This window comes from Gracilibacillus dipsosauri, from assembly GCF_003176895.1.
Taxonomy (GTDB): Bacteria; Bacillota; Bacilli; order Bacillales; family Amphibacillaceae; genus Gracilibacillus; species Gracilibacillus dipsosauri.
Window position 1 is genome coordinate 521,552 of record NZ_QGTD01000008.1, and the last position, 13,620, is coordinate 535,171.

Annotated in this window: 10 protein-coding genes; 8 read left to right on the plus strand and 2 right to left on the minus strand. The window is 36.4% G+C overall.

Annotated elements, in window-relative coordinates:
• The first annotated feature begins 1 nt into the window (after position 1).
• From DLJ74_RS09700 to DLJ74_RS09730, 7 genes are all read left to right on the plus strand, one after another.
• On the plus strand, positions 2 to 3,106 hold the full coding sequence (locus tag DLJ74_RS09700; RefSeq protein WP_109984300.1) for an AAA family ATPase: 3,105 nt from the start codon (positions 2 to 4) through the stop codon (positions 3,104 to 3,106).
• Between the two features lie 393 nt (positions 3,107 to 3,499).
• Positions 3,500 to 3,994 (plus strand): VrrA/YqfQ family protein, encoded by a 495-nt coding sequence (gene vrrA, locus DLJ74_RS09705; RefSeq protein ID WP_109984301.1) that lies wholly within the window; start codon positions 3,500 to 3,502, stop codon positions 3,992 to 3,994.
• Between the two features lie 76 nt (positions 3,995 to 4,070).
• On the plus strand, positions 4,071 to 5,033 hold the full coding sequence (msrB, locus tag DLJ74_RS09710; protein ID WP_109984302.1) for a peptide-methionine (R)-S-oxide reductase MsrB: 963 nt from the start codon (positions 4,071 to 4,073) through the stop codon (positions 5,031 to 5,033).
• A 71-nt stretch (positions 5,034 to 5,104) separates the two neighbouring features.
• On the plus strand, positions 5,105 to 6,148 hold the full coding sequence (locus DLJ74_RS09715) for an AbrB family transcriptional regulator (RefSeq protein WP_109984303.1): 1,044 nt from the start codon (positions 5,105 to 5,107) through the stop codon (positions 6,146 to 6,148).
• Between the two features lie 89 nt (positions 6,149 to 6,237).
• On the plus strand, positions 6,238 to 6,450 hold the full coding sequence (locus DLJ74_RS09720) for a DUF6501 family protein (protein WP_054859399.1): 213 nt from the start codon (positions 6,238 to 6,240) through the stop codon (positions 6,448 to 6,450).
• A gap of 89 nt (positions 6,451 to 6,539) precedes the next feature.
• Positions 6,540 to 7,097 (plus strand): histidine phosphatase family protein, encoded by a 558-nt coding sequence (locus tag DLJ74_RS09725; RefSeq protein WP_109984304.1) that lies wholly within the window; start codon positions 6,540 to 6,542, stop codon positions 7,095 to 7,097.
• A 154-nt stretch (positions 7,098 to 7,251) separates the two neighbouring features.
• Positions 7,252 to 7,491 carry a ferredoxin family protein gene (locus tag DLJ74_RS09730; protein ID WP_054788972.1) on the plus strand — a complete coding sequence of 80 codons (240 nt, stop codon included), beginning with the start codon at positions 7,252 to 7,254 and terminating at the stop codon, positions 7,489 to 7,491.
• 32 nt (positions 7,492 to 7,523) lie between these two features.
• On the opposite strand, the gene DLJ74_RS09735 is transcribed toward DLJ74_RS09730, so the two are convergent.
• Entirely contained in the window at positions 7,524 to 7,802 is a 279-nt protein-coding gene (locus DLJ74_RS09735) for an acylphosphatase (protein WP_109984305.1), read from the minus strand.
• A gap of 138 nt (positions 7,803 to 7,940) precedes the next feature.
• On the opposite strand from DLJ74_RS09735, the gene DLJ74_RS09740 reads away from it, so the two are divergent.
• Positions 7,941 to 9,455: an FAD-dependent oxidoreductase gene (locus DLJ74_RS09740; RefSeq protein ID WP_109984306.1), complete on the plus strand. Its 1,515-nt coding sequence runs from the start codon at positions 7,941 to 7,943 to the stop codon at positions 9,453 to 9,455.
• Positions 9,456 to 9,676: 221 nt separating this feature from the next.
• Here DLJ74_RS09740 and DLJ74_RS09745 read toward each other — a convergent pair whose 3' ends face one another.
• Positions 9,677 to 13,426: an alpha-L-arabinofuranosidase C-terminal domain-containing protein gene (locus DLJ74_RS09745; protein WP_109984307.1), complete on the minus strand. Its 3,750-nt coding sequence runs from the start codon at positions 13,424 to 13,426 to the stop codon at positions 9,677 to 9,679.
• Between the last annotated feature and the right edge of the window lie 194 nt (positions 13,427 to 13,620).

Sequence of the window (13,620 nt, forward strand, 5' to 3'; positions counted from 1 at the left end):
AATGCGAGTCATTTCTCTGGAACTAGCTGCCTTTGGTCCTTATCGTAAGAGACAGAGGATCGATTTTGATCGACTTGGTCAAGAAATGATTTTTTTAATAACAGGACCAACAGGTGCAGGAAAAACAACTTTGTTCGATGCGATTTGTTATAGTTTATATGGTAAGGCTAGTGGGACAGATCGTGATCATGATAGTTTTCGAAGTCATTTTGCCACAGAAGTAGAGTCCACCTTTGTTTCCTTAACATTCCAGCTTCACGAAAAGTTATATAAGGTAACAAGGACTCCTAGGCAGTTAAAGCCAAAAACAAAGGGGAAAGGATACACCGATGATCCAGCATCTGCCTCTCTGTACATCATGAAACAAAACGACGATTGGGAATTAATTGAATCCAAAATCAAAGAAGTCAATGAGACCATTCAGGCAATGATAGGTTTAGACTATGAGCAATTTCGAAAAATGATAATGATCCCACAGGGGGAATTTCGTAAGCTGATTTCAGAGAATAGTCGCGAACGAGAAGAAGTGCTTCAAAAAATATTCCGAACTTATTTTTATCGGGATATAACAGAAAAGCTAAAAGACGAAGCAAAACAACTGAAAAACTCCCTTATACAAATCGAATGGAAAATGGAACAAGAAATGGAACATTTAGATAGTAAATATATAAACAAAGAGAGCACTCAGTCGATAACAGATCAATTATCTAATGAACTCTACAGTTTAAAGAAGGAAAAAGAAGAAGTAATAAAAAGGATCGAGGAATTTGATCAAGCATATAAGAGTATGCAGGAGCAGATGTATCGAAAGCAAAAATTACTTGAATTATTTGATGAATATGATCAGAGAAAGATAGAAAAAGAAGAGTTAAAAAAGAAAGCACCACAAATGAAAGAAAAAGAAACAACATTCCAGCAAGCTGTGCAAGCAAAGGCTGTAGAACCATTCGAAGAACAGGTGCAGAGGCGAAAAAATGAATGGCAAGAACAACTAAAAAAATCGGAATATTTGAAGGAACAGCATAACCAAGTGAGTCAACAATTTCAACAAGCAGCAGATGCGTTAGAAAACAGTGAAAAAATGGAAACAGAGATGGATGAGCTACGCCTCCGATTAAAAGAATATGAAGCGACTTTAGAAAAACTCAATGACTTCCAAAAAGGTTTAGAACAATTTCAGACAGTCCAACAAAAATTAGCGGAGAAAGAATTACGGCTACGTCACCTAGAAGATAACTTAACAAAGGAACAGCAGAGAAAAGAAGATAGCTTTCAGGCACAAGAAAAGATTCATCAATTAAAACAATCAGTTCTCGTCAATAAGCATAAAGAAGAGCAACTCTCTCAACAAGTACAAACCTATGAAAAAATCTTAGAGGAAGGGGAACAAGAGCTAAAGTTACAGGAAAAATATCAGGTTCTTTTGTTAAAAGCTCAAAAACTCGAACTTGAATTAGACGAGCAAAAAACGAAATGGAAAAAAAACCAAGAAGAAAAACAGCTAAATATCATCGGGCACATAGTAGATGAACTTGTAGAAGGAGAGCCTTGTCCTGTATGCGGTTCTCCGCATCACCCTAATAAAGCAAAAAGCACTATAGCTTCTATCTCTGAGGAGTCCATTGCATTAGAGCAGAAAAAACTGCAGGAACTGGAAATAAGCTCTCAATCGCTTTCTTCAGAAATCAATCAATTATACAATGAAATGCATGTAAAAAAAGAAATGATCCATTATCTTTTCCAGTCCTTGAATATCGAAGTTACTAAACTCTCTCTACCTGAAATAAGAGGAAAAAGAAAAGAAGTAGCGGAAAAGCAAAAGCAACTAAATTTACAGGTAAGAGAAGAAACGGAACAAATAAAAGCAATAGAGGCTACCTATCAGGATCCAGCTAATGTTCAAACAGGCATTGATCAATTATTAAAGAAACAAAAAGAATGGAGAGCAGACCATGAACAAACGCTTCAGCAATTTCAACAAATACAAATTTCACTAGAAACCCTTAAAGAAAGATTACCGAAGGATTTTGATACGGTTGAACAATTTAAAGCAAAAGTCACGGCCATTAAAGAGGAACTAAAAGATAATCTAGCAAAATGGGAGGAACTGCAGAAACACTATGCAAAAATTAGAGATCAGAAAAATCAGATAGAAACCAAAATGATGCAAAGTGTGGAATTTCAGAAGCAGCTAGAAGCTAGTTATGACAAACAAAAAGAAATATTTTTAGTCAAATTGGAAAAGTATGGATTTCCTGATATTGCATCATACCAGAATGCTCGATTAAATGAGGAAAATATGAGGAAACTCGAAGCTGAAGTAATACAATTTAAGGAATATTACCAATTCACCAATCAACGAATGGAAGAATTAGAGGAATTACTACGAGGAAAAACAGCTCCTGACCTAACGCTATTAAGAGAAGAATTAAACAAACTTGAAGTAGAAAAGCATACAGTAATGCAACGTAAACAAGCAATTGAATTAGAATACCAACAGTTATTAAAGGTAAAAGATAAACTAATTGGATTGCAATCCGAGTATCAGAAAATAGCTAATCAATATTATGATATTGGTGAATTGGCAGATCTAGCTAGAGGGGAAAATTCGAAGAAACTATCCTTTGAACGATACGTTTTAGCCACTTTTCTTGATGAAATTTTATTACAGGCTAATGTGCGCTTAGATAGAATGACGGATCACCGCTTTCAGCTTTTGCGTAGTGAAGAATTGGCAAAACGTGGTGCACAAAGTGGCTTAGATTTAGAAGTGCTCGATCATTTTACTGGTCGTAAACGCTCGGTTCGCACACTATCTGGAGGTGAAGGATTTAAAGCTGCATTAAGCTTAGCATTAGGGATGGCAGATATAATTCAATCACATGCAGGTGGTGTGCAGCTTGATACGTTATTTATTGATGAAGGATTCGGAACACTTGATGAAGTATCTCTCGAGCAAGCCATCGAATGCTTAAAGGATTTACAACAGGATCACCGTGTGATTGGAGTCATTTCTCATGTTTCCCAATTAAAGGAGGAAATAAAAGCAAAACTCACCATTGACAGCTCGAATGAAGGCTCTATTGCTTCCTTTCACATTGGATAAAGATACTTCAACCAATAGTAGCCGAATATCGAGTAAAACTGTCATATCTCAACAAACGATTAGCGCGAATCGTTCATTTCCTGTCAGTTTCTGCGCTTGCCCAGGAAATATTATGAATGATATTTCCGAAGATGGTTAGAAAAACGCATTCGCTCGTCTTTTGGATGTGTTAGCTTTTCTTATACTTTGAACTTCATAATTTTAGCTTCGTCGCTTACTTCCTGCAAAAAACTTATATTTCCTAACGTATAAAAAAGAAGGCTCTCGTGAGTAGACCACGAAAAAGCCTTCTTTTTATCTACTTAGAAGCGATAAAAGCCTATACCACCTAACCTATAGAGACATATAGTGTTAGCAAGGGAGACTTTTACTAGCAGAGAGAGGATGTGAAATATGTTTCGACCAACTAATCATCAAACACCATTCATGAATCAGCAACCACCGTTTCAACAAGGTAATTTTTTATCTGGAGCACCTCAGCGCGGATTATTTCCACATGCACCAACAACTAACCCTACAGGATTGCAAGGTCTGATCCAACGCTTTTTACCTTCTTCAAGTGGAATGCAGGCAGGTGGAATAGCAAGTGGAGGAGGGGGATCGAATTTAATGGGAACACTAAATAATGTCCAACAAGTACTAAAAGTGGCCCAACAAGCGACACCACTTATTAAAGAATATGGACCAATGATCAAAAACGCCCCTAAATTAATCAATATGATGAAAGCAATTAACGAAATAAATAGTGAAGAGGAAGATAATACAGACGAGATTCAAGTAGATGATTCGAGCTTATCACCAGATGAGATAGAAGAAAATACAAGGGAAGAGCATGAAACACACAGATCCAGTCAACCAAAAAAATCACAACCTAAATTATTTATTTAGTCCAAACAGACCACTTGCAATTTTACAGTAGGAGAAGCAAAATAAGGGTAACACGTTTTTTTAGGAGGTTGTTTTGATGGAAAAACAATCAAAAGAAAGAGCTATATTTGCAGGTGGCTGTTTTTGGTGTATGGTAGAACCCTTCGATCAACAGCCAGGGATTATTCAAGTAGAATCAGGTTATACAGGTGGAGATAAGCCAAATCCAACCTATGAAGAAGTGTGTTCCAATACAACAGGACATCGGGAAGCGGTAGAGATTACCTTTGATCCAACGATATTTCCTTATGAAAAACTTTTACAAATATTTTGGCAACAAATTGATCCAACCGATTCAGGTGGTCAGTTTCATGATCGAGGCGAATCCTATAAAACAGCTATTTATTATACAAACGAGCGACAAAAAGAGCTTGCAGAGGCTTCAAAACAACAGTTAGAAGCATCAGGGAAATTTACTAAGCCTATTGTGACTGATATTCTTCCAGCAAAAACATTCTACCCGGCAGAAGAAAAGCATCAGGATTATTATAGAAAACAAACATTTCATTATCAGCTCTATAAAAAGGGTTCAGGTAGAGCTGATTTTATCAAAAAACATTGGAACAAGCAGCCAGACCAAACAGAATTAAAACGCAAATTAACTCCATTACAGTATCACGTCACACAGGAAAATGGCACAGAAAGACCGTTTGATAATGAATATTGGGACAACAATGAGGAAGGAATTTATGTTGATATTGTTAGTGGGGTACCTTTATTCTCTACCAAAGATCAATATGACGCAGGGTGTGGTTGGCCAAGCTTTACTAAACCTATCAATCGAAATGCCCTAAAAGAAAATCTCGATACTTCTCATGGCATGCGTAGAATAGAAATTCGAAGCGACCAGGCTGATTCACATTTAGGTCACGTATTTGATGATGGACCGAGGGACAAGGGTGGTATGCGATACTGTATTAATTCCGCTGCCTTGAAATTCATACCAAAAAGTGAGCTTGAGAAAGAGGGATTAAAGGAATATTTGGCTCTATTTGAGTAACTTTTAAGCAGCAAAAGCTTGGCCAAATGCCAGGCTTTTGCTTTCTAAATATGTTCAAGGGAGCTTTAAGCATGAAACAACTTGTCTTTCATTATATATGGATGTATCTTGTATCCTTACTGTCCACAATGATATTCCTATCTTTAGATCTTCCATTGCCTTGGATTTTAGGTCCATTATTAGCAGTATTTATTTTAAAGACGGTTCACGAAAGAGACTATCAATTACACCAATCCATTCGAAATGTAAGCTTTGCTATAACTGGTGTTCAAATCGGAATGACGTTTACTGCAGCAACTATAGGTAAGGTAGTGCCTTATTTTATTCCGTTTTTGCTTTTTACCTTTTTCATTATGATTATTTCGATAGCTAGTGGAATATTACTAGCTAGGATAGCAAAGATAAGTAAAAAAACAGGTGTACTTGGCAGTATACCCGGAGGATTATCCGTAATGGTTGCTATGAGCGATTCAATGGAGGCTAACACTGGGCTTGTAGCTATTTTTCATACGATTCGATTAATGGCGGTTCTCTTTATCGTACCAATTATTGCCTCTTTTTTATTTTCATCAAGCAGCAATAATGCCGGTAGTATAGTAGAGGAACCAATGATTTCTGGTCAATATTGGACCATTGCTATTTATGGATTGCTTTTTTACTTCGCTTATTTATTAAGACATAAAGTTCCGGCATCTTTTGTGCTTATACCTATGACTATCATCGCTATACTAAAAATTTTTTCGATACCAGTGATGGACTTACCTAGTTCGTTCTATCATTTTGCTCAGCTTTCTATTGGCATCCATTTAGGTTTATCTATCGATTATCGAGATGTGAAAAAAGCTGGTAAATATACTGGTTTGTTCTTTTTAATAACCTGTTTCATTATCTTATTATCGATCTTATTTGGTTATATTTTTGCTTCTTTTTCGAATTTGAGCTTTGCGACAGCCATGCTAAGTCTTGCGCCAGGAGGATTAGTAGAAATGGCACTGACAGCCCATGAAGTAGACGCAGACCCTGCAATTGTTGGTTCCTTACAATTAGTGAGGATGCTTATCATTATTTTATTATTACCTATAGTTTTAAGTAAATATTGGAAAACAAGAACATAAGTATACCATAAGTTTATTATGTAAACTAAACAGTTACTTGTATTTATCTACCAAAATGTTTATCATAGAAAGTAAGGAGGTTAGTTAGAATGATTCATCATACTTGGGAAAAAAATGAAACCATGAAACACATTAAATGTGTACATACAAACGCTAAAAAATATAAAGTGAATTCCGTTTTGACCGTTGGAAATGTATATGAAGTAAAAAACGAAACAGAGGAGTTTTACTTTGTTATAGATAACACGAAACGTATTGCTGGATTTAAAAAAGATTATTTTGAATTAGTCGAAAATGTTTAATTGAAATTCATATTGGATAAAATAAATGGTAGGCTTTTTCTGATATTCTATTAAAGATCTTTCAAAGATTCCGCCTAGGAGCTGATAAAATGAAAAGAATTCTATTGATACGTCACTGTCACGCAGTGGGACAACACAAGGATTCTCCTTTGTCTAAACAAGGAAATCTTCAGGCCTATGAATTAGCAAACCTATTAGAAAATCTTAGTTTTCCAATTGATCGGATCATCACAAGTCCTTTTTTACGTGCAAAGGAAACCATTAAACCATTTGCCAATCGTACTGGTTTACCAATTGAATGTGATGAAAGGTTAAAAGAAAGACTTTTAAGTGAACAGCCAATTGATGATTGGATGGATGTGTTGGAGGAATCTTTTCATAATGATCAGTTTAAATTACCTGGTGGGGAATCATCTAGAGATGCTTACGAACGAGCTGATCAACTCCTTACTGATTGTTTAAATAATGATGATTTTGAGAATACTATCATCGTAACACATGGAAACTTGCTAGCACTCATGCTAAAAAAATTCCAGATTGAATTTGGCTTTCATGAATGGAAAACCTTGACCAATCCGGATGTCTTTTTCGTTCAACGTGTTGGAGGCGAGTTCATAGTGGAAAGGCTTTGGAAGGATCGGGATTAGAGAGCTTATCAGTAGATCCATGCTAAGATGTTGACGTGCCATTCCTTGAATTTATTGTGAAATCATCGATATTGGCATGCGAAGTTTTTATAATTATGATAAAATATAGGTGAAATAGAGATACTTAGGAAATTGACCAAAGGAGGGGACAGTCATGGCGTTTGTAATAACTTCACCTTGTAAAGAAGAAAAAGCAGGCGAATGTGTTGAAGTTTGTCCTGTTGATTGTATAGAAGAAGGAAAAGATATGTTCTATATTGATCCAGATATCTGTATAGATTGTGGAGCTTGTGAAGCAGTTTGTCCAGTAGAAGCTATCTATATGGAAGACGAGGTTCCAGATAATGAGCATGAATATATTGCATTGAATCGTAAATTCTTCGAGGAAAACTAATACATATTAAAACCGCTATTTCGATAGCGGTTTTAATATTTTATCTCGAATCGTTGATAATCATGATCTTCTAATGGCAATTCTTCTATATCAATACTACTAACCTTTGCAAACATGGAAGGACCTTGTCTTATCTTTTGTAAAAACCTCTCAATATTACCCACATCACCTTTTGCTTTGATTTCAACAGATCCGTTTGAGAGATTTTTCACCCAACCAACAATTTGGTATTCTGCTGCGGTAGCTTGAGTGAAATACCGAAAACCAACTCCTTGTACTCTCCCATTCACGATAGCATGTATATGTCTCATCTGTTCATCACTCCCTTCTGTAAATGGTATCACGTGTAAAAATAGATCGCAAAGTAATCGCTAAAATCCAATTCATAAACTTTTATACAATGGGGAAGCTATACATAACAAAAACGTGAAGGTTTATGGAGGTATAATATGAAGCAAAAGCATTTTCCGATATGGCAAGAGGGAGATATAATGCCAGCCTTTCCTCAATTAAAAGAAAATATTAAAACAGAGGTAACAGTAGTTGGTGGGGGAATAACAGGGATCACCACTGCCTATTTATTAGCTAAAAAAGGGGTTAAAGTTGTGTTGATTGACCGTGGTAAATTGACGAATGCTACAACTGGCCATACAACAGCTAAAATAACCGCACAGCATGGTATCATCTATCATGAGTTCATGTCTCATTTTAGCCATGAAGAGGCAGCATTATATTACGAAAGTCAATCAGAAGCGTTAAAATCTATCCGAAATATTATCCAAGAAAATCAGATAGAGTGTCATTTCGAAGAGCAGGATGCTATCCTTTTAACAAACAATGATAAAAACCGAAGAAAATTGGAGCAAGAATTCGAAGCATATACTGCATTAAATATTGATGGGGAAGAGTTAACACAATTACCTGTAGCATTCCCTATGAAATATGCGATAAAGATGAAGAATCAAGCACAATTTCATCCGATCTCCTACTTAAAATCTTTAGTCGATGAAATTATCGAAAATGGCGGAGAAATTTATGAGAACACATCTGCCTATGATATTGAAAATGCTGATCATCGAATAGTGAGAACAAAGGATCAACACAGTATAATTTGTGATCAAGTGGTGATTGCTACACAATTTCCATTCTTTGAAGGAGAAGCTTTTTATAGTGCACGTATGTATCCTTCTCGTTCATATGCTGTTGCATTCACTTCTAAAAATCCATATCCAGGGGGGATGTATCTAGATGTAGATGAACCAGTTCATTCCTTACGTACCTTAAAGTTAGATGGAGAGGAATACTGGATATTTGGTGGACAAAATCATAAAACAGGTCAATACAAGCATGATGTAGCCCCTTTACAAAAATTAAAGGAGTTTGCTTCTAAACATCTAAAGTTGACAGATTGGCAATATGAATGGTCTGCCCAGGATTATACTACGTTAGATAAATTACCATATATAGGGAGACTTAATAAGAATCGTCCCGAGATTCTAGTTGCAACAGGTTATCGTAAATGGGGTATGACAAACAGTATGGTTGCGGCAAAAGTTCTAACAGACCTGATCTTAAATAAAGAAAATCCATATATCGACTTATACCGGCCTACGAGATTCCATGCAGATCCAGATTTAAAACAATTTATAAGTACAAATACAAATGTAGCCAAAGAGCTAGTATCTGGAAAGTTAATGCAAGACAAACATACACCAAAAGAAATTCCAGCAGGTTCAGCAATTAAAACGAAACAACATGGTCAGACTATTGGGATCTATAAGGATCATGAAGGAAAAGTTCATGCATTGGATACCACATGTACACATCTAGGCTGTGAGGTTACTTGGAATGACGAAGAAAAGACATGGGATTGTCCTTGTCATGGATCACGATTTGCTTGTGATGGTAAAGTGATCGAAGGCCCGGCATTAGAGGATCTAAAAAAGGTCGAGTATCGAAAATAATTTTTATCTCACTATCTTAAGTATACTTATATTTTGAGATAGTGAGCTTTTTTTATTTTACAACTTCCTATAATATATATTATGTTAACTAGAATCAAGTAAATAATATATGTAGATAATTTCTGTACTTATACTCTTCTTTTCCTGTTTCCTTTGATGTGAAAACCAAGGACATGCTGTGAACTTCATCAGATCTCACACATGCCCTTGTCTTGCTTTTGCTATTCCACCTCTAAAATGATCACATTCACTGAATTGGCATGTAATGTAACCACAGTATGATTATCTTGCCATTTAATCTCTTTTTTCTTTGGAACAACTTGTTCTGCGTTCTTTTTATTTACATTCGGTGTATGCACGATCGATTCTTCTCCTGTAACGGTGATCATGCTTGCAGTTTTACTCACATTTAAATTTTTCAAGGCAACTTCTGTTGTTTTTTCAAACGGATCGGCATTCACAAGCTTCACATATACATAGTTATCGTCCTTCGTTACCGAGTTGAAAATTTCACGATTATAAGCTTCTAGCTTGTAATCTAATGTTTTACTCGTGAATGATCCATCAGTGTAAGAGCAAATAAGTCGATCACCATTATCTCCACCATAATTAACGGAGATAGTATAAGGATTATTGTCTAATAGTGGCTCATAACAGCTTGCTCGCAAATTACCTGCTGCTGTACTGGAAGAATAATCTCCTAGCATATAACCCTCTATTCCTTGTTTATGCACCTTCACCCCAGTTGCATTTCCATCATATCCAATCGCGTATTCGGTTACATCTTTCTTATCTGGTGAAATATCTGTTAAACCAACACCGACATAAAAACCGTCATTGCCACTTATCTTTGTTGCATTTACTTCTACTTTATAATTGCTCCAGTTTTTGTTCATTAAATATAATCCATTTAATCCATCTGTTTGTGCTTTTAATACTAAACCATGTTCTGGATCTAATTCATATCCATGGGAGCCTGGTATTACCTTCCAATTAGAATCTAGTTCTTTAGTGAAATCCTGTTCGAATAATATGTTTCCACTATGATTGTCAATTACCTTCACTGCCCTAACCTGGATTTCCGCATCTCCCGTAGCAATCTCAATTCCACCATGTGGAGCGATTTTAGTTAATGTACCATTGTTATAGGCGGAAAATGATGTGTCTAACACTTTGGATCCTAGGTATTTTGCGAAGAGCTTTTGGACATAGTAATTTGGTGTGAACCAAACATCTTCATCATCGAACCAGATTAAATCAGGTGTCCACCTATAAGTACCGTCTGTTAACACTTTATTAAATAAAGGTGCATAAGCGACTAATCTCACAATATCTGCATTATTCTCAAAACCTGTCATGATCGCTGCTTCTGCCACAGCTCCTGCTAACGTATTTTTGTCAGTAGAAGCAAACTCTCCAACAAACACTTTAGAGGTTTCTCGCTCATCAAGATTTCCGTCAGATTGATAGGCACGATAATAATAATTGTATCTATCAACATTGTTTAATAAATATTCATTGGAACGATAATAGTGTTCATCCGCAATGGTATCCATATAGTTAGCCTGCTTGTTATACCAAGTAACTTTTTCCTCCAGTGTCTTTTGTCCATCCGTAAATTGCACATTGGCTGTACCTGTAAGATTTCCACTTAAAAACTTCCAGCCTTCTTGGTAAGCATCGTCATCAGCTTGAGCACCAACAGTAGAAATTATGTGTAATTCATACCCAGGATAATGCTTATCCATATATGAATCAATCTCTGTCTTAAAGTATTCAAAGTTTGCAAAAAACTCTGTTCCCCAGTTTTCATTACCAACACCTAAGTAGTGCAAATCAAAAGGTGCCTCATGCCCCATTTCTTTACGAAGTTTTGCCCATTCATTATGATCAAAATCTGTATTGATCGCAAAATCAATTAAATCAGTAAAGCTTTTCACATAATAATCTCTCAATTCTCCACCAGCAGGGTTGACATAATCTGAGCGTGCTTGACAGAGTACACCACAGGCCATAACAGGCAGTGGGGTAGCATTTAAGTCTTCTGCTAATTGGAAATATTCCATATAGCCAAGCCCCATTGTCATCATATAACCCCAAACATTGAAGTTTTCCTTCCGCAATTCAATCGCACCAACAGAGTCCTTCCATTCGTAGACATTTTCCCAGATAAATGATCCTTCTGAAATACAGCCACCAGGGAAGCGAAGGAATTTCGGATGTAGATCTACTAATGCCTGAACTAAATCCTTGCGTAGTCGATAGTTAGGATTTGCTTTATAATTAATGTGAGCAGTTTGTGAACTTTGTTCTTCCGCTGCTCCCCAAACATCTCTCGGCATTAAGGAAACCATATCAATAGCTACTTCCCCATCAAAGGTTAATGAAAGTTGTCCAAGAGTGGTTTTAGAACCAGTTAGGACAAGCTCTGAATCGATTCCATATTTCTTCCATTTATTATTCCCTGCCACTGTAACCGTAATTTTGTCACTTATAGGCTCACTAGAATCATCCTGTAGCTGTACGGTAATGTTTGCTGTCTTTTTCGCCTTTGCCCATATGGTGAAATCATATAAATCACCTTGTCTAATCGACATCGCACAAGCGTGATTAGAATCGGTAAATCCTTTGTTTTTAATAGTTGTTTCATTTGGTACGGTAATATAATAGGAATTAATATCTTTATCGTCTATCCCAAAAAATTCATTCAAACCACCAGTATTTTTGACTTCTACTTTGTCTAAATCACCAAACCATGCATGTAAGGGGACATGATTTCTACCTGTAGAACATCCACAGGCTCCTGAATGATGAGAATAAGTATCGAATTCAAATGATTCGAATGATCGGTTCTGAACAAGCTCTGCATAAATCCCCCCATCTGCGGCATTATTAATATCTTCATAGAACAAACCATACATGATGTCACTTACATCTAACAATTCATTATCTCCCTCAATAGTTAGATGATGGGACGGAACCCCCTCTGGTAAAACGGTTAACGTAAATTGCTTTTCGGTTGTACTATCTTTTTTGCTTAAGGTTGCAGTAAGTGTTACACCTTTTGGCTCAGCTACATTCCCTACTGTCCCTTGATTAGATAATGCATCCATATCACTGGATCGCCACGTGACTGCTACCTTCCCACCCATTAAAGACGAAGGTAACGAAACATCCCGAGACACAACAGTGATCGGAAAAGACAAATATTTATCCTTAGCTAGTTCTATTATTTCCTTATCAGTTAGAGATTCACACATAACTTCAATCACTTCATCTTCAGTTAATCCAGCCTCATAAATGCGAAAATCTGCTAGAGCACCATGGAAATCGGAATCAGGGGCGTGCTGTGATCTGCCGATATAATTATTGCTGTAATTCTTTTCTTCAGAAAATGTCTCAAACCAATTTCGCAGTTGTTTATAAGTACCACTTGAGGTCTGACTGATAGAACCATCTGCTACGATTTCACCATTGACATAAATAACTGGACCAGCACTACTTAGGGTGCCACCTTCTGTTCCTTTGACTGACATAGCAACATGAATCCACTCTCCTAGTGAACATGTTTTTCCAGCATCTGCAAAGAGATCAGAGCCTGAGAAGCAAACACCTCTTAAGTTCCTGGATAAAAATATGTATGGCCCATCTGGCCCTTTACCAAAATCAAAAATTCGTTCCCAAACATCTGTCCCTTTTTTCAAGTAAATCCAGCTACTAATGGTAATTCCAGTACGATCACTGATGTTTTTAAATAATCCAGAAGGCAGTTTTAAATAGGAGCTACCATTCTTTCCACCAGAAAATGTTGCCGCTTTCCTTTCAGCCATCACTTCAATCTTTGGTTTTACTTCCCCTTCTGTTATTGCATCATAGCCGTTCCCTGAACTATCTTTTCCAACACAGTCTGGATCATCGAAAAGATAATGTGCAATGATGCGATCCTTAGGTGAATAATTCTTATCGTTCATTGTTCCCCCTCATTTCTATCTGTAATATAAATACAACTTTAAACAGTAAACCAATATTTTTTAACATGTACTGACAACTATTATAATATGAAATAAATATTTTACAAATTATTTCGCTGACATTTGTACATTTAAGTCAAATATTTTTTAGAGCTTCCTTCTACTCATTGAGCTTCATCTATCGGTATCACGCT

Bases quoted from the DNA above. Each gene is read 5' to 3' on its own strand.
- DLJ74_RS09735 (WP_109984305.1), bottom strand. From the start codon at position 7,802: ATGAGACATATACATGCTATCGTGAATGGGAGAGTACAAGGAGTTGGT.
- DLJ74_RS09720 (WP_054859399.1), top strand. From the start codon at position 6,238: ATGATTCATCATACTTGGGAAAAAAATGAAACCATGAAACACATTAAA.
- DLJ74_RS09725 (WP_109984304.1), top strand. From the start codon at position 6,540: ATGAAAAGAATTCTATTGATACGTCACTGTCACGCAGTGGGACAACAC.
- DLJ74_RS09715 (WP_109984303.1), top strand. From the start codon at position 5,105: ATGAAACAACTTGTCTTTCATTATATATGGATGTATCTTGTATCCTTA.
- DLJ74_RS09730 (WP_054788972.1), top strand. From the start codon at position 7,252: ATGGCGTTTGTAATAACTTCACCTTGTAAAGAAGAAAAAGCAGGCGAA.
- msrB (WP_109984302.1), top strand. From the start codon at position 4,071: ATGGAAAAACAATCAAAAGAAAGAGCTATATTTGCAGGTGGCTGTTTT.
- DLJ74_RS09740 (WP_109984306.1), top strand. From the start codon at position 7,941: ATGAAGCAAAAGCATTTTCCGATATGGCAAGAGGGAGATATAATGCCA.
- vrrA (WP_109984301.1), top strand. From the start codon at position 3,500: ATGTTTCGACCAACTAATCATCAAACACCATTCATGAATCAGCAACCA.
- DLJ74_RS09700 (WP_109984300.1), top strand. From the start codon at position 2: ATGCGAGTCATTTCTCTGGAACTAGCTGCCTTTGGTCCTTATCGTAAG.
- DLJ74_RS09745 (WP_109984307.1), bottom strand. From the start codon at position 13,426: ATGAACGATAAGAATTATTCACCTAAGGATCGCATCATTGCACATTAT.